Annotated in this window: 12 protein-coding genes; 4 read left to right on the top strand and 8 right to left on the bottom strand. The window is 42.5% G+C overall.

Annotation, left to right across the window (positions count from 1 at the left end; all coding sequences use genetic code 11):
* Positions 1-46: 46 nt before the first annotated feature.
* Genes J8L86_RS10395 through J8L86_RS10380 form a run of 4 tightly spaced genes read right to left on the bottom strand, consistent with a single transcriptional unit; the run spans position 47 to position 6,250 of the window.
* A complete protein-coding gene (locus J8L86_RS10395; RefSeq protein WP_055025968.1) occupies positions 47-727 on the bottom strand; it encodes a DMSO/selenate family reductase complex B subunit in 681 nt (226 codons plus the stop codon).
* A gap of 12 nt (positions 728-739) precedes the next feature.
* Positions 740-3,253: a DMSO/selenate family reductase complex A subunit gene (locus tag J8L86_RS10390; RefSeq protein ID WP_211030170.1), complete on the bottom strand. Its 2,514-nt coding sequence runs from the start codon at positions 3,251-3,253 to the stop codon at positions 740-742.
* Positions 3,254-3,299: 46 nt separating this feature from the next.
* Positions 3,300-5,288 carry an MtrB/PioB family decaheme-associated outer membrane protein gene (locus tag J8L86_RS10385; protein ID WP_211030168.1) on the bottom strand — a complete coding sequence of 663 codons (1,989 nt, stop codon included), beginning with the start codon at positions 5,286-5,288 and terminating at the stop codon, positions 3,300-3,302.
* Positions 5,289-5,302: 14 nt separating this feature from the next.
* A complete protein-coding gene (locus tag J8L86_RS10380) occupies positions 5,303-6,250 on the bottom strand; it encodes a DmsE family decaheme c-type cytochrome (protein ID WP_055025971.1) in 948 nt (315 codons plus the stop codon).
* 194 nt (positions 6,251-6,444) lie between these two features.
* Between J8L86_RS10380 and J8L86_RS10375 the strand changes: the two genes are divergently transcribed.
* Positions 6,445-7,377, top strand: coding sequence for a helix-turn-helix transcriptional regulator (locus J8L86_RS10375; protein WP_211030166.1), 933 nt, complete (start codon positions 6,445-6,447; stop codon positions 7,375-7,377).
* Between the two features lie 469 nt (positions 7,378-7,846).
* Entirely contained in the window at positions 7,847-10,204 is a 2,358-nt protein-coding gene (locus J8L86_RS10370; protein ID WP_211030164.1) for a Tex family protein, read from the top strand.
* 66 nt (positions 10,205-10,270) lie between these two features.
* On the opposite strand, the gene J8L86_RS10365 is transcribed toward J8L86_RS10370, so the two are convergent.
* The 3 genes from J8L86_RS10365 to bioH all read right to left on the bottom strand — a co-directional run bounded on the left by J8L86_RS10365 (position 10,271) and on the right by bioH (position 12,753).
* Positions 10,271-11,197 (bottom strand): hypothetical protein, encoded by a 927-nt coding sequence (locus J8L86_RS10365; RefSeq protein ID WP_065110211.1) that lies wholly within the window; start codon positions 11,195-11,197, stop codon positions 10,271-10,273.
* A gap of 173 nt (positions 11,198-11,370) precedes the next feature.
* The gene (locus tag J8L86_RS10360; RefSeq protein ID WP_211030162.1) at positions 11,371-11,892 is read right to left on the bottom strand and encodes a hypothetical protein; all 522 of its coding nucleotides are present in this window, start codon (positions 11,890-11,892) and stop codon (positions 11,371-11,373) included.
* Positions 11,893-11,958: 66 nt separating this feature from the next.
* Positions 11,959-12,753 (bottom strand): pimeloyl-ACP methyl ester esterase BioH, encoded by a 795-nt coding sequence (gene bioH / locus J8L86_RS10355; protein ID WP_211030160.1) that lies wholly within the window; start codon positions 12,751-12,753, stop codon positions 11,959-11,961.
* A 60-nt stretch (positions 12,754-12,813) separates the two neighbouring features.
* Here bioH and J8L86_RS10350 point away from each other — a divergent pair, with 60 nt between their 5' ends.
* On the top strand, positions 12,814-13,578 hold the full coding sequence (locus tag J8L86_RS10350) for a ComF family protein (RefSeq protein WP_211030158.1): 765 nt from the start codon (positions 12,814-12,816) through the stop codon (positions 13,576-13,578).
* 160 nt (positions 13,579-13,738) lie between these two features.
* Positions 13,739-14,317, top strand: a complete 579-nt coding sequence (locus J8L86_RS10345; protein ID WP_211030156.1) for a hypothetical protein — start codon at positions 13,739-13,741, stop codon at positions 14,315-14,317.
* A gap of 77 nt (positions 14,318-14,394) precedes the next feature.
* Here J8L86_RS10345 and J8L86_RS10340 read toward each other — a convergent pair whose 3' ends face one another.
* Positions 14,395-17,013 carry a M14 family metallopeptidase gene (locus J8L86_RS10340; RefSeq protein WP_211030154.1) on the bottom strand — a complete coding sequence of 873 codons (2,619 nt, stop codon included), beginning with the start codon at positions 17,011-17,013 and terminating at the stop codon, positions 14,395-14,397.
* Positions 17,014-17,070 lie beyond the last annotated feature (57 nt).

Genomic DNA, 17,070 nt, shown 5'->3' with positions numbered 1-17,070 from the left:
CTTTTCCTCAAAAAGGGCAGTGGTCAATGACCACTGCCAGATCTGATTAGACTTCTTTCGGGTTCAAGATATTACCCGCACCGCCACCTGCTGGTTGACCATTGCGATTCGCTTTGATGATCAAGTTCGGGGTAGTGATTGATGGGTTTGGTAATGGTGCAATATGACCGTCACCTGAACCATACTTAGCTTGAATGTTTTCTGTTGTATCAAAGTCTAGTGCACGTAATGGGCAAGACTCAACACACACTGGCTTACGGCCTTCAGCTAAACGGTCATAACAACCGTCACACTTGGTCATCACTTTACGTTCTTGATCAAGTTGTGGCGCATCGTATGGACAAGCACGAGAACAGCTTTCACATGCAATACATAGCTCTTCTGCTACAAGCACTAAACCGTCTTCACGACGTTTGTGCATCGCACCAGTAGGACAAGCTTTAACACAAACAGGCTCGCTACAGTGGTTACAACCTACAGACATGTAGTAAGCAAATACGTCTTGCTCAAAAGTACCTGTTGCAGGGTCAACATTCCATGTACCGCCACCGTATTCGTAAACACGACGCCAGTTAACGCCGTTTAGGCTCGGTACGCCATTTTCAACTGGCTTAGTGGCATTACGGATTTGCTCGCCTTGTCTGTCTTTACAAGAGATATGGCAGGCTTTACACCCTGTACATTTAGTCGAATCGACATAAAAACTATATTGGATAGCATCGCTCATTGTAGCGCTCCCTTATAAAACTTTACGAATTTGAACACGGTTAGTGTGTTGTGGATTACCTTTAGCCACTGGGCTAGGCATGTATTTGGTTAGCGAGTTAATTGCGCCACCAATATCAACCACTTTACCTGTTGAGCCAGTACGGCCGTTTGGATCTGGTAAGAACCAAGCACCTTGACCAAGGGCTACAACACCCGGTACAACACGAGGAGTAACACGTACTACAACTTCAATTGAACCACGATCGTTATACATTTCTACTTTGTCGCCAGAAGCAACGCCGTATTGTTGTGCATCAATTGCGTTCATCCATACTGCATCTTCAACTGCTTCACGTAACCAAGGTACGTTATGGTAGCTAGAGTGAGTTCGACCTTTAGTGTGATAGCCCGCTAATTGCAGTGGGTAATCTTCTTTAGTGTCTTCATCTTCATAACCGTCCCACGTTACTGTGTACTGAGGGATAGCAGTGATGGTGTCGCCTTTAACTTTGTTTTGTTCCCAGTTAGCTGCGCGCCATGCAAGTTCTGCAGAATGAATTTCGATTTTGCCTGATGGCGTACCTAGTGCTTCACCGCCGTTAACAAAACCTTGTAGTGCAACGTTGCGGTTTTCCATGTTCTTACGGAAGAAACCAATCTCTTGTGCTTCTTTGTAAGTTGACGGGAACGCAGGGCTCACACCTAAGTTTTTGCTGTTTTCACGGGTTTGTTGGTATAGCTCTTCTAGCCATTCGTCTTCAGTTTTACCTTCGGTAAACTCAGCGCCAACACCCATTTTTTCAGCGATTAATGCTGATACTTGGTACATAGACTTACAGTCCCAGATTGGGTCTACTGCAGCTTTCATTGCTGTGATGTAACCCATTGCACCTGAAGCGTAAGAATCATCAACTAAGTCGTTAGATTCTAACCAAGAGGTATCAGGAATGATGATGTCGGCAAATTTAGTGCCTGGTGTCATCCAACAATCACAAGAAACAATCAGCTCAACGCCGCTTTCATCTTTTAAGATTTCTGCAGTGCCGTTGATGTCAGCATGCTGATTTAATAGCGAGCTGTCTGATGCTGAAATGATCACTTTGATGTTAGTGCCAAGTGGCGTATCTAAGTCATCAGTACCCGTAATACCGTGGGTACGTGCCGTCATGGTTTCGCCATTGTGAATCGCTTCTGACCAAGTGAAGAAAGAGATTTTTTCTTTCACTGGGTTAGTGCCGGTTGGGAGAGAACCACGGAACATGTTAGTCATGTTGGGTAGCTCACCGTTTGATGAACCTTCACGCCCTAATTTACCGGCTAATACACCTAGCATGTAGATAGCACGAACGGTTTGCTCACCGTTAGCTTGACGGTTAACACCAGCGCCAGCAATGATGTATGGCTTTTCAGATCCCATTAAGTCATCAGCGACTTTCTTGATGTTAGCTTCAGAAATACCCGTGATTTTTGCTGCCCACTCAGGAGTGCGGGCTTCACGGTCAGCGAACTTGCCTTGGCCCATGATGTAATCGTGGTAGTTTTCTTCTGAATCCATCGCAGCAGCGTATTCGATTTTCTTCGCATCGCCACTGTTTAAGAAGATTTGCTTTTGTGCTTCAATTGACGCTGCGTCGTAACCGACACTGTTCTTGTTGATGAAGTCGATGGAGTTTGCATCAACCCAGCCTGAGCTGATCATTAAGTAAGCAATTGCTTCTGCTAATGCAGCATCCGTACCTGGACGGATTGGTAACCAAGATGATTCTTTACCCGTCATTGAGTCAGTGTAACGCGGGTCAATCATGGTGACTTTAAGGCCATTTGCACGTTGCAATGCCTGTAAGTAGTCATAACCTTCGCCAGAGCCTGATTGGCGAATTTCGCTTGGGTTGTAAGCAAAACCCAGTAAAAAGTCACTGCTTTCTAATGTGACAGTTGCTGAACCTGATGTACTGCCAGTACCAAAAGTATGTGCAGCGGCTTCAATCTGTTGTGCCCAAGAATAGTTACCGTAGTATTGCAAACAACCACCAACTAGGTTGAATAAACGGTTAAAACATCCGTTAGATGCAAAACCGTAGTAAGCGCCAGAACCATAGCTTCTGAAAATCGCTTTGTTACCGTGCTCAGCGATCACTGAGTTTAGTTTGCTACCAATCGTTTCTGCAGCTTCATCCCAAGTGATTGGAACAAATTTGCCTTCGCCACGCTCACCAACACGTTTCATTGGTGATTTTAAACGGTCTAATGCGTATGTACGTTGACGTAGTGAGCGGCCACGGGCACAAGCACGAACTTGGTGCATACCGTAAACATCTTCTACTTCATGGTCAGTTTCAACGCGGGTGATCATCCCGTCGCGACTGTACACTTTAACTGGGCAGTTTGAGCCACAGTTAACTAAACATGCAGACCAAGTTAGTGTTTCATCAACAGGTGGTTGCGGCGGTAGTGGCTCAGCATCTTTTGAGCTTGAATTACAGCCCGTTACTGTTGCAGCACAACCCAATGCAGCACTCATTTTTAAGAAACTTCTGCGTTCCATTATTATTTCCTCTTACTAAAATAAATTCAGCACGTTTGTTAAACGACTACAGCACATAGCTGAAATTCAGCATGATTTGATGGGCGTTATAATTGTGATTAAGCTCGCCCAGGGTAACCATGCCTGGCACTTGGTCAGGGGTCATTTGAGCGTCATCGGTGTCGTAATAGCGTTCGTAGCGGTAGGTCAGCTTTAATGCCATGTCATCACTCAAGGCATAATTAGCGTAAAGGCTCGCGCTATGGTTATAGGAGTAGTAATCCCCATATGGGCTGGTGCCATCTGCGGTGACATAAGTGTCACTGCTTGAGTTACTGAATAAGTAATCAGCACCAAGTGTCAGCTTGTCTTCCATTAGGCCGCCATAACTTACGCCAGCACCTAGGTTGATAAACTTATCTTCAATATCAGCGTACCAATCTGGACTGCTGTAGCTTTGGCTGCCTGCTTGAGCAGAGTTAATCCATTGCTGACCTGCAAAACCGTAAGCAGAGAACTGCTTGGTTAGTTGCATATTAAGATTGATGTCGTAGCTGTAATCTTCTGATTCTGTTAAGCCAATGACAGTGTCATCGTAATCGTCTTTGGCATAACGACCTGTTAAGTCGATGCTTAACCAGTCAAGGGGAGTGTGGCTAACACGCAGTTCAACTTCGTTGCGCTCTCTGTCTGCTAAATAGTATTTACGCATCAGTGAGTTTTCTTCGCTCGACGTTAGCTCTGTTGCTTGATACTCAGAGCCGCCACGGTTGCTGTGACCTGCTTTTAGATCGATAGTGAAATTGTCGATGGCACGAATAGACAGTTTTGCCCATAAGCTATCTTCATTGGTTTGTTCACGTTCGCTGTAAGTGCGTTCGATGTCTTTGCGGTCATAACCGGCTTGTAAGCGGTAGCCGCTAGCAATACGGTAGCTGGCATTAACCTTAAAGGTTGAACGCTCAATATCCGTGGCGACGTTTTCTTTGAATGTGCCACTGACGCCATCGAAGTTGTACTGTTGGAATTCAAAGACTGAACTGTTGTTTTCACGATTGCTGTAGTCGTAACTACCACCAAGGCGTAAACGGTTGTTGAGCATAGAAGTGATGCGGAAGTTTGCATCTGTGGTATCGACTTCGCCATCCCAGTTTTGAATTGGGTTGCCTGCCACTTGAATCAAATCGTCATCTTGGATCATACGACCGACAATGAAACGACCAGACATGACAGTGCGGTCTAGCTGGTACTGACCCGATAATGAGACTTGGTGCGCTTGATTATCTGGGGTTGCAGCATACACATCGTATTCAGTTGGTAAGCTTAGGTTGTCAGTATTGTTTTTATACTGACTGCCAAAATAACTTAATTCAGTTAACCAGTTATCACCGGTGAGTGCTGCGCCAGCGGTGAATGAGTCAGTGGTTGAATCAACACGTTGACCAAAGTTAATTGGGCCTGGGCTGACTAAACTACTGCTTTTATAACCCGTTTTATCTTCAGAGTCGAAACGCACATAGGCTTGATAAAAGTCTTGTTTGAAATCGGCGCCGATACCCACTTTTTCACGTTGCTGAGATAACTCAAATACGTACGGTACATCAGGCGTCATCATGCCATCGTCGTAGTATAAGTTGCTTTGGGCATCACCAGATTGATACGTGGTGATTAATGCGTAATCCGCATCAACATTGAATAAGCCTTTTTGGCCAACACTGATGTTAGCGGTGCTGTTTTCAAAGCCAAGTTGGTGCGCTTGAATGCTGGCTTGGTAGCCGTTTTCGTCTTGGTATTCAATGTCGCCACTGATTGCTGTGACAAACCCGTCTTGGTCAGTACCAAAGGCATTGGCAGCATGGACATCATCACTGTCGATGTAGCCTGCAGAGACGTTAACGTTTCCGCTGTAACCCATAGTGTTAGTACAGCGCTTACACTCATACTTTTCTTGATTAAGGTTTTCAGTATTGGCATTGCCAACAGCAAAGTCAGCAGCCATTGCAGGGGCTGAAGCCAGTAATAAAGAAGCAGTGATTAAATTCAGTTTAAAGTTCATGTTATGGCTCCTAATTAGCGCTGCAGTAAGCTGCCGGCTGGGTGGTTAGAACCATGGATTTGGCTATGACAGTTCAAACAGCTTTTTCCGCCGCCAAAGGCATCCATTCCAGGTTGAAGAACAACGCGACTTGCGTGACCGTCATCAGCGTGACATTGCTGACATAGTTGTGGTGCACGATTGTTTAGCATGCCTTCGTTAACGCTGCCGTGTGGGTTATGACAGGTGACACAGTTTTCGGTCACTGGTGCATGTTCCCATAGCATTGGGCCACGTTTTTCAGCATGACAGCTGTAACACGTGTCATTAACCGTCGGCTTGTTTAGGGCGCTTTCAGACATAGAACCATGTGGAGAGTGACAATCAATACAGGTCATTTGATCCCATTTCATTGGATGAGATGAGCGCTTGTTCATGTCAGCTTTTTCACGAGTGTGGCAGCTAGTACAGGTGTCATTAACGGTTAACTTGTCTAAGGCAGGGTCTTTAGCTGCATGTACCACGTGACAATCGGCACAAGCAATCTCTTCAAGATTGTGGGTGCTGCTATGCCATGCCATTTGCTCTGGGTCGTTATGACAACCTTGGCAAACAGTATTTTGCGTTGGTGCATCTAATTTGCTGTCTTTACCAAATTGGATCATGGGCTCTTTGCCGCCACGATTGTGGTTGCCTTGAGGGCCATGACAGGCTTCACATTGCAGTCCAGCCATTGGTGAGTCTTTACTGGTTAAGTCGCCATGTGCGCCTTTAAAGATGTCGGTAACACCTTCGGTACGTTGGTGACACATTAAGCAGCTGTCTGCTCCTTTAGGGGAATACTTACCTTCAGCGAACTTCTCAACGAGTTTTTGAGAAACCTCTTCACCTGTCATGTCATCCCATGGCGCAGCAGCGACACCAAATGAGCACAAGTAAAGGGTTACACTGATAGATGCGATTAAGTTTCGACACCAATTCATAATGTCACCTGACCTTATTAAATCTTAAATAAAAATGGAGTAATCAATTGGAGGTATTTTAAAGAAGGGGAGATTTCAGATCTAAGAATAGTGATTATCAAAAAACGACATTTGTGATCTGAATCTACATCATAGGTAGCAAAAAAAACTAAAATATATTTTCCAATAGTTCCTTTATTTAAAAAGTTCCCAAAATGATAAAATATAAATGCAGACCTGCAATTCACACAAAACTTGTTTGTGAATACTGTAATAGTATTGATTTTCTTTTGCCGGTGGAATTTGCCCATTTTAAATATTTTAATGACACAGAATGGGTTGGCATAAATATAATAACCAAATTATTAAATTATATTGAGAATAATATTGAAGACCCTTATTTCTTTCTGAATTTAGCGAAGTATTTTGTTAAAAGGGTAACTGAGTTTACTAAAATAGACTTATCTGATGATGTCGATATCGCTCAGAAATTGATTGATTTCACAATGTTTTATAGCCAGGTATCTGATCTAAATTGGGTTACTATTGATGCGGGGGATTACATTGGCCTAGTGGCTAAGCGTAATCCTATTGAACGTGCTTCTAAGTATGATGACCTATTTGTTTATCTCTCAGTGATGCAAATATTGAATTTTTACAAAGAGGTAAATAGTAATATAATCATTGAGTTACCGTTTGAGTGTGGTTTTTACGGTTACAATGTTGCCATTTTAGAAAATGTTAAATTCAACTGTCAGAACCTGTCAATTTTTGCCAAAAAAACGCCAGGTAAGCAGTATGATATTAGGCCATTATGCATTGAAACGATTACTAGCTTGGACAGGATTCATGCGGCTGCTAAGAGTATGATTCCAGCTGAGTTATCTGTTGATACATTAGCTATTGCGTTAGGAATGTCGACACGAAGTTTGCAGCGAGAAGTGAAATCTATGGGTCTTTGTGTTAAAGATATCATTAAAGAAGTGAAAGCAAATAGATTAAAATTAGTATTAAAGAAGAACCAAGATAATATAAAAGTTACTGCATATGAGTGTGGTTTTAAAAGCTTGGCAATATTTAGTCGTCACTTTTCTAATAATGTCGGATGTTGCCCTTCTGAATATGTCAGTCGAATTAACGATAAATAAGTTTATTTTTTGTAAATAAATAAATGTATCAAATGTTACATTTGATAATGGTTATCATTTACGGCCCTTTGTTAGTATATTTTTTATTTTAAAAAATACCAAATAAATAAAGATAATCGGGACACCTCTTTATGGGTATAAATTAATTTTTATTTATTAACTTCCTCGTTTTAAATTTTCATTAACTATAATAACTCATTGTTTTTTATAACCCTGCTAAAAGTAAGTCTACTAGTGTTAAATTAAAATTTGATACGAACCTGTATTGTGATTGTTCTGTTTTAAGAATTTAGTCCATTGTGTCGCTTTGCTAATGCCTAAAAAACCGAGCTAAGTTACCGTTAAACTGAGCTGTCATCCTATTTAGGTTGAAAATACCCTGTAAAAATTCACTTTCTCAATAAACGTTTTAAGCAGGTTATGCTATCTTTGGGCGATATTTGTTATTCAACGCCGAATAAGACCTTTTATGCTAAGTATTGCTCAGATTATCGCTCAGGAATTGAATGTCCGTGAGCAACAAGTTTCAGATACCATTGCGTTACTTGATGATGGCTCCACCGTCCCGTTTGTTGCTCGATACCGTAAAGAAGCGACAGGGGGATTAGATGATGCTCAGTTAAGAACACTCGATAGTCGTTTAGGCTACTTACGTGAACTGGCAGAAAGAAGGCAAGTGATTCTTTCTAGCATTGAAACCCAAGGTAAGCTTACGCCTGCTTTGCAACAAGCGATCAATACTGCTGACAGTAAAACGCGTCTTGAAGATCTCTACCTACCTTACAAACCTAAGCGACGCACTAAAGGCCAGATTGCTATCGAAGCAGGTTTGCTACCGCTAGCTGATTTTTTATTGACGAATCGCCAAGCGGATTTAGAAAGCAAAGCCGCTGAGTTTGTGAATGCAGAGGCTGGCTTTGGGGATACCAAAGCCGTATTAGATGGTGCTCGATTTATATTAATGGAGCGCTTTGCTGAAGATGCAGACTTACTGCAAAAAATTCGTAAACACCTTAGTCAACAAGCCGTGCTTGAAAGTCGCATGGTTAAAGGTAAAGAAAAAGAAGGTGCCAAATTCCGTGACTATTTTGAGCATACTGAAGCCATAACTAAGGTGCCATCACATCGCGCATTAGCGATGCTGAGAGGGCGCAATGAGGGCGTGCTGAGTCTGTCGATGAATGCAGACCCTAAAGCAGAAGTGGCACAAAGCAGTTATTGCGTGGTTATCATTGCTGATCATTTCAATTTGAAGTTATCTGATTCGAGTGTCGATCAATGGCTTAAAACAGTGGTGACAGCCACTTGGCGAATTAAAATTGCTTTGCAAATGGAAACCGAGTTCATTAGCCAAATGCGTGAACGTGCTGAAGCGGAAGCGATTAATGTATTTGCTCGTAACTTGGGTGATTTATTGATGGCTGCACCTGCTGGAGCCAAAGCCACAATGGGTCTCGACCCTGGACTTCGTACTGGTGTTAAAGTAGCGATTGTTGATAACACTGGTAAATTTGTCGCACACACGACGATATTCCCTCATGCTCCACAAAATGTCTGGGATAAGTCTATCCGTACGCTGGCTAACTTAATAAAAATGCATAAAGTGGACATCATTGCTATTGGTAATGGTACAGCGTCACGTGAGACCGATAAACTTGCTGCTGAAGTGATTAGCTTTATGAAAGAAACACACCCGAGTTTAACCAAAGTGATGGTTAGCGAAGCGGGCGCTTCAGTCTATTCTGCTTCTGAATTAGCATCGGAAGAGTTTCCTAATCTTGATGTCTCGATTCGTGGCGCAGTTTCAATTGCTCGTCGTTTGCAAGATCCGCTAGCTGAGTTAGTTAAGATTGAGCCTAAATCTATTGGTGTAGGTCAATATCAGCACGATGTGAGCCAAAGCCAGCTATCAAGTTCACTTGAGGCCGTCGTAGAAGACTGTGTAAATGGTGTTGGTGTCGACTTGAACATGGCGTCTGCGCCATTACTGACTCAAGTGGCAGGTTTGAATAAAACCTTGGCTAAAAATGTGGTCAGTTACCGCGATGAGAACGGTCAGTTTGAGTCGCGTAAACAGTTGCTAAAAGTGGCTCGTTTAGGCCCTAAAGCTTATGAACAAGCAGCCGGTTTCTTACGCATTCGTCATGCAAAAAATCCATTAGATGGCTCAGCAGTTCACCCTGAAGCCTATAAGTTAGTGGAAACCATTGCTAAAGCTAAACAGCAGACGGTTGAACAGCTAATGGGTAACAGTGAATTATTAGCGCAGCTTAATGCCGCTGAATTTGTCACTGAGGAATTTGGTTTACCGACCATTACCGACATTTTAGCTGAGCTTGATAAACCTGGACGGGACCCTCGTGGTGAGTTCAAGACAGCGAGCTTTAAAGAAGGGGTTGAAGAGCTAAAAGATCTTAAACTCGAAATGATCCTCGAAGGGGTTGTGACCAATGTGACCAACTTCGGTGCTTTCGTGGATGTTGGGGTTCATCAAGATGGTTTAGTGCATATCTCTTCATTGACAGACAAGTTTGTCAGCGATCCACACACGATTGTGAAAGCGGGTGATGTGGTTAAAGTTAAGGTCATGGAAGTGGATGTTGAACGTCGCCGTATTGCGTTAAGTATGCGATTAGACGAGCCATTACAAGCAGCGAATAAATCTAAACCTCAGTCTAACGCTAAGACGGGTTCAGGTCATAAGCCAAGTGGCGCTAAACATGCTGCAAACAAGCATAATGGCGGTCAGCGTAAACAAAATAAAGCGCCTGCCAATGCGGCAATGGGTAATGCATTTGCTGATGCCTTTGCTAAGCTAAAAAAGTAAATTAGCTGATGTATTAACGATTTAAAATCAATGATTAAGCCCTTAGCTTTAGGTTAAGGGCTTTTTTTATGGAAGGTAACCTGAGCAGGCTTCATCAAAATGAGTGTATGGCGATAACAAGTAGTTAGCTTGTTGCATTTCAGCTAGAAGCTTGGGATCCATTAACGGGTTTTCGATACTGAATATGCGTCGTTCACTGAGCTTTGATGAGATCAACTCTTGGCAGTACTGGCGGTAAAATGTGTTATCGAATTGGCCGTTTGCCATAATACGTTTAATGCCGACCTCGATTCGCTTAGCCAGTTGTGGTTCATCGGGTGAAACATAAAAGAAGGTCGCTAACGGAATATGTAGCAGCACATTTTCATCTAGCACTAAATCTGCAAATTTAACTTTAAATGAACTTAACTCGGCTGGCGCTTCATTAACTCCACGGCCAAAACTTTCAAAGCGGCCTTTGTCTAGCATATGAAATAAACCGTCGTAACTTGAACCGACAACCACGTCAAACCCAGCCTTTTCAAATGCCAGTCTTGTTGACCAATGTATGCCGCTGCCTGTTGGGATTTGTTTGAGTTGTTCAATGGTTTTGATCTTGGAAAATTGGGCTTGAGTTTGTTTTTTGATAATGAAAACTCTAAAACCCTGGATACCTTTACGAATAGGCACTCTTATCGGAATCAGCTTTTCATTCCAAGCGGGTTTTATGGCTTCTGCAATGACGTTAATGAGCTCGCCATCGACCATTTCTGTCAAAATCCGATCACGGGTCATAAAGATTGGAGAGTGGGTGATTTCCCATTCGCCAAAATCATCTTCGGTGTTTTCAAGTATCAGCTGCATTAACTCATAGCTGTAATGGTAACGCATATCATTGGCAGAGGCTGGCTGATTGAGAATGATAATATCTTTGGCAACAGCAAAGGGAGCTATTGTGAAATAGCTAAATAGGTAAGTAACAACAATGACGAGTATGTACTTAAATAATGACAAAAGAGTGCCTTAACTGAGTCCTTCAGAATATTAGCTTATTCAATATAATTAAATAGTTACCAATACTCAATATTTACAAGATACAAAAGCAAAATTTGCTTGATAACGATCAATATTTCATGGCGCTACCAGGTCATGTTGTTGCGTTTAAGCTAAGGTAGGTAAAGCAGGATTTAGACTAACGCGAATAGTTGGCTTTGCTCAGCAGGCGTTGTTTGCTGCTGATAAAACTGACCGACTCGTTCACCTAGTTGCTCATAAAATGCTTGCTCTTGTTCTTGGCTAGCATCATGAAGCAACAAGCTTTGAATCGCTCGGCTATTATTCTTGTCGCTGATTTTATCTGTTTCAACATTCGGGTTATTTGGGCTTTTTTGCTGAATATCACGACGTTGAATCGTTGGGTTACTATTGGCTGCCACTCGTAATAGTTGTGGAAAAATACCTTTAGGTCCCAAGGTTTGTTGCTGCGTTTGCTGTTGCTCGGCAGATTGTTTTTGCTGCTGTTTTTGATCGAGTAATTCGTGGCGAGTTAACCGTTCATTTTGCTGATTATAAGCCCGCTCTTGGAAGGCTTTAGACAACTCTTGTGGTGGCAGAATAGGCTTGGCTTGCTGATTATCCGCGCGCGCAAGATCCGTCGCAACATTACTTGTTGCTATCGGTACTTGGGGATAATTAGTGACAACCAGCATAAAACTCACTTAGATATTGAATAATAACGTACAAATTATAGTCAATATTAAAGTGGTTTTATAGCGCTAGTCTGTATATTTATTGATCCAAGTACATAATTCGTTCAAAAAATCATCTGTATGTGAAATGAACGGCGCATGGGATGCTTTATTGTGAATAACGTCTTTTATACTTGTTGCTTGCGGCAAAATAGAGATGATCTTTTTTGGAACTAAACTGTCACATTTGCCCCAAATTCGTAACCATGGCTGCTGAATATGATGTAACTGCGAACGCAAATCTACGGTACGAAGCATCCCTAAACCTTGATCAAGCACTGGCTGACTGGGTAAGGGTTTTGCTAATACCAGTTTCTTTATCATCCCAATATCATCTTTGGCTGAATCACTTCCCATTGCTTGAATCGCTAAAAAGCGCTCCACGGTTTTCGCTAAGTTTATGCTGAGTTGCTCCGAAAATTGTGCCAACACCTTAGGGGCAATACCTGGCCAGCTTTGCTCATCGTTATTTAGTTGCTGCGCCATAAAGCAAGGTGATGACGCAACCGTGATTAAGGCTTTAACTGAGTGAGGGTGATTAATTGCAACCTGAGTGGCTACCAGCCCACCCAGTGACCAACCTAACCAAATTGCCTGCTGCGGTAATTGGTGAGCAAGTTGTTCAGCCCATGCGTTGATATCGCCTTCGTTGGCTTCACTATCGCCAAAGCCCGGCAGGTCGACAAAATGCACTCTATACTGTTCCAAAGCCGTTGCTAAAGGATGAAATACGGCTGAGTTAACTCCCCAGCCATGAAGCAGTATTAGATCTTGGCCTTCACCAACAGTGTGAACGTGTAGCTTAGAAAAAGTGGGCTGCAAAGGTTACCTCAAATCATCACGATACAGACAAGTAAGTGCCATACAGGATAAGGATATTATATGGATTGGCAACTCCCACAAGCCTATAGTCATCGTTTAACGTCGTTTGCCCATTGGCTTCGACGTCATTTACCAAATCGATGTCTATTATGCCGCCAAGACATACGTCAGTTTGATTCTGGGAAACCTCAAACGGGCATTTGTCACCACTGTTTAGTTGCTGGGCTATATCAGCACGAAGTGTGTTTAGGTTGTGGTAAGCGTATGGAGCAACTTCAAGCCTATTGTGGTCACTGTTTGCGACACAAACCTATGATGGTCATCGCACCTTGTAGTTATCATCAAAGTCTTGGTGAGTTAGTTTCAGGAATAAAATACCAACAGCAATGTGCGCCTCTTACTGCGTTAGTGAATGTGCTGGCGGTTCGGGTTATGGATCTGGTTGCCAGAGGAGTGATTACATTGCCCCAAGTGATCGTGCCTGTGCCATTACATAAGAACCGTTTACAGCAACGTGGCTTCAATCAGGCGTGGCTAATTGCAGATGAATTAAGCCGTCAATTGGGGATCCCTATGGACGACAGTTTGTTAGTGCGAAGCATCGATACCCAAGCTCAGGCAGGGCTAGATGGGCAAGCTAGGCGACGCAATTGCGCCGATGCTTTTAATACAACAAAAGCCATACCTTATCAGCGGGTGGCATTAATTGATGATGTGGTAACGACAGGGACGACAGTCAATGAAATTGGAAAGCTATTTGCGGCAGATTATGTACATGTTCAAGCTTGGTGTTTAGCACGAGCTGAAGCGCCAGGCCTGCTGTAATGTAGATAGGTAAGTCACTGATTTAAATTGAGCATTATAAATGTATGTCGCTTCAATGGCGGAGTTGTTAAATACTGATAATAAAAGTATCTTACAGCCTTATTCACTATAAGCCTTTTATACGAAACATATCGTCTAAACATGGAAGTTACTGATAAAAATGGAAATTAAACAGAAAAAATTATCAAATCAGCACACATTTACATTCAATGAACATAGCCTAAATTTTGCTTTTAAAAATAAATCGGGCGCAGAAGATGTGGATGTCGAATATGGGACTTTTCCTGATAAATCATCTTTACTCATTGAGCAAAATGATTGGCTAAGAAATGTAGGTATTCTTTGGTTTTTATTGGGAGCATTGAATATTGGCCGTGCGGTATTCAGTGATAATCCTCTTACCGGTACTGGTTTATGGCTTTTTCTAGGCATTATTTGCTTAATTTGGTTTGCAGTGACTAAGGTCAGGTATTCGGTATTTAAAACTGAAACCAGCAATATATTTGTGATTCAAAATGCGCAGCATGATCACATCATTGACGAAATTTCAAAACGGAAAAAAGCACAACTCCTGCAGTGGTATGGTGATATTAATGCTGATAATGACCCTGAAAGCGAGATAAACAAATTTAGATGGTTAGCAGAGCAAAATGTGATCACCAAAGAGCAAGCAGAAGAAAAAATAGCCCAAGTTGAGTTTGCACATAAAGATCCTGACTTACAGCATAAACTGAATTAGCTTATATTTTGATATTAAAAAAGAGCGACTTGCGCTCTTTTTTATTTGTAGATTATGCCCTGAAGGCTCAGATAAAATTACATCGCTGATGGCACAAAATACAGGGCATTGGCATACACTTTCTCTGTGCCTAGCCAGATGTTTCTGAACAATAAATTATCCGTTAAGGCAACCACTTCACCTTTACCTTTCTTTTCGACAATCATAGCCGGCGTGTTGGCAAAAGAGCGTTGATATTCTTTTGCTAGAAAGCCACTGACCAGTAGTTCATTATCGTATTCTGCCGCCACAATAAATGGTGTGGACGTTGGGCCAAAGCTGATTTCGCGATTTTTCATCACATGTAATGGGTTTGGTAAGCCAAAGGTGATGGGGTGAGTTTGGTCTAACGTTAACGACACAATAGCGCCACCAATTGACTGACGAGCATCTAACTTTGACTTGTCGCCAAACTTAAGTCCTGAAGTACTAAATAGATTATTGAGCTCACGCTTAGATTTAGGCTCTGACTTTAAAATATTGCGCTTTTTAAGCCAAACTAAGGCACGTTTTTGCGCCACAATAGTCCCCCCATCCGAAACGTATTTTCCTAGCTGTCTCGATGTTGCATCACTAATGACATGATAAGGTCCATCAGCCATAAATATATGGCTATAAGCGGACAAATCGATTGAAGTCAGTCGTTCACTGTTCACCATAGTGACAGGGATGCCTAAGGTCTTATCAAGGTAGTACCAAAGCTGGCCTGTTTCTGAAGCATTGGTATCGGAGCCGGTGACCAATAATGGTGTGACGGGCTGAACTTTAATAAAGTCATCGCTACCTAAATCCATACCTGCAGCAGTATGCGATGAACTGGCAGCCACAATATTGACTTGATATTGAGCGGCAAGCTCACTGACAATTTGTCGGACTTGCTCTTCTGATACAGGTTGCTTTAATGGAATTTGTAAGCTTCCCGCGACAAATTCAACGGGCAAGTTTTTACTGTTAGCTGCACTGAGACTAAATGGCTTGAGGGCATATTTTACTAATACTCCTTGATGCAATAATTGCTGTAAAAAAGGGGCTGCAGCTGCTTGTTGCCAATCTATAATAAGAGCAACCGCCTCATCAGGGAACACGGTTTTTGTGGTGTTAGCACTTAGTGTTAGTGCTTTCGCTACCGGTTTATCTGCAAGGAATTTAATACTCGGCTTAGCACCTTCAATCAATGTTAACCCCAGTGCCGACTCAAAGTTCCATGTGGAAATATCGTAAAAGGTTTCATCCTTAAACTCGGTTCGCTTATCAAATAAGGCTTCAACTAAGTCGTGCTGTGGCTGACTTTTGGGAATAAAGATACTGTCTTGCTCCGAGAAGATAATGTCGTCATCTTCTATTGGTTTAGCAAGGTATTTAAAGCTGATTTTATGCTGATTTAGGATATCTGTTAGTTGTGATATATGAGCTGCACCGCCATGAGCTTTAATCAATCTCCCCGTTTGCTTGCCATCTCGTGTGCGCTTAGCATTGCTTGAGAAAAAGTCTGTTTGATACTTCATCAGTTTCTCGCGCAAGTTATGCGCGCCTTGCAAGCTCGAAATTGAAGTAGCGAACTGGTTATCAATGCTATTTGCTAGCGTCACTACACCATTTGGCGATGCTTGGGCTTGTCCACGAGAGCTGGCTTGTTCAAATAAAATGCCTACAGCGCCATTAATATCAGGATAGGTTGAGCCTTTGCCATAGAAAAAATCATCAAACATTTGTTCACTAAAATACACCTGCTTCACCTGATCTAATGCTTGGCGATGAAATGCTGCCAGTTCATTTGATAATTGCTGGTTGGCTTTACTGGTAAGCGGGTTAACCCTATCAGGCACTCCGGGCTGAAAAAAGTAAGACTGTTGATGCCACATTTCGTGGAAGTCACCGACATAATGCGGTTGCCACTTGTGAAAGAAGGCAACTCGGCCTTGAGACGCTGGATGACGTAGAAATAACCAATCACGGTTTAAATCCGCTAAGTAATGGTTAAAGCGGCCACCAGGCCAATCTTGATTATGTTCTCGATGATTGTTATCGGTGACGACCACTTGGCCCTTGTTATTATTGGCCCAGTTTGAAAAGCGATCAAAGCCATCAGGATTTTGTGTTGGGGTAATTAGAATCACGGTATCTTCAAGCAAGTCTTTAACCCAAGGCGCATTGGCAGAAGCAAGGTAATGGCTTAATGCTATTGCCGCATGGGCACCACTGGCTTCGTCGCCATGAATTGAGTAGGCAAGCCAAACGACGAGAGGTTGAGTGTTACTGCGGCTATTTTGCATGGTGCCGAATTTGACATTACTGCGATAAGCTAAAATATCAGAAAGATTTTTTTGGTTGGTTTCAGAGGTAATTACCGCAGTGAGCTGATGACGTCTTTCTTGGCTATAACCTGCTGAGTCCAACGACACACGCTCGCTCTCAGTGGCCAGAATCTGCAAGTACTGATTAATTTGATCGTGTCTTAAATGCCATTCACCCAGCGGATAACCTAAGTATTCAGCTGGTAAGGTAATATCAGCGTTGATGTCTTCGCTGAGTAATCGTTGATTAATTCGTGTGTCTGCCGCGCTCGTCTGTGAAGATGCGCTTAAAGAAACAAAAAGTGGCAAGCTTGCCATCACAGTAATGAGTAGACGAACAAGGTGGCTTGGTAAACTAATCATAGGAGAAACAACATCATAAAATAAAACAATGCAATTACCATAAAGTGATTAAGCTTA

Origin of the sequence: Shewanella sp. MMG014 (genome assembly GCF_018100775.1) — a bacterium.
In the GTDB taxonomy this organism is placed as follows: Bacteria; Pseudomonadota; Gammaproteobacteria; order Enterobacterales; family Shewanellaceae; genus Shewanella; species Shewanella japonica.
The sequence above is the reverse complement of the archived record's forward strand: the minus strand, read 5'-3'. Positions and strand labels throughout refer to the sequence as shown.

Bases quoted from the DNA above. Each gene is read 5' to 3' on its own strand.
- J8L86_RS10395 (WP_055025968.1), bottom strand. From the start codon at position 727: ATGAGCGATGCTATCCAATATAGTTTTTATGTCGATTCGACTAAATGT.
- J8L86_RS10390 (WP_211030170.1), bottom strand. From the start codon at position 3,253: ATGGAACGCAGAAGTTTCTTAAAAATGAGTGCTGCATTGGGTTGTGCT.
- J8L86_RS10385 (WP_211030168.1), bottom strand. From the start codon at position 5,288: ATGAACTTTAAACTGAATTTAATCACTGCTTCTTTATTACTGGCTTCA.
- J8L86_RS10380 (WP_055025971.1), bottom strand. From the start codon at position 6,250: ATGAATTGGTGTCGAAACTTAATCGCATCTATCAGTGTAACCCTTTAC.
- J8L86_RS10375 (WP_211030166.1), top strand. From the start codon at position 6,445: ATGATAAAATATAAATGCAGACCTGCAATTCACACAAAACTTGTTTGT.
- J8L86_RS10370 (WP_211030164.1), top strand. From the start codon at position 7,847: ATGCTAAGTATTGCTCAGATTATCGCTCAGGAATTGAATGTCCGTGAG.
- J8L86_RS10360 (WP_211030162.1), bottom strand. From the start codon at position 11,892: ATGCTGGTTGTCACTAATTATCCCCAAGTACCGATAGCAACAAGTAAT.
- J8L86_RS10350 (WP_211030158.1), top strand. From the start codon at position 12,814: ATGGATTGGCAACTCCCACAAGCCTATAGTCATCGTTTAACGTCGTTT.
- J8L86_RS10345 (WP_211030156.1), top strand. From the start codon at position 13,739: ATGGAAATTAAACAGAAAAAATTATCAAATCAGCACACATTTACATTC.
- J8L86_RS10340 (WP_211030154.1), bottom strand. From the start codon at position 17,013: ATGATTAGTTTACCAAGCCACCTTGTTCGTCTACTCATTACTGTGATG.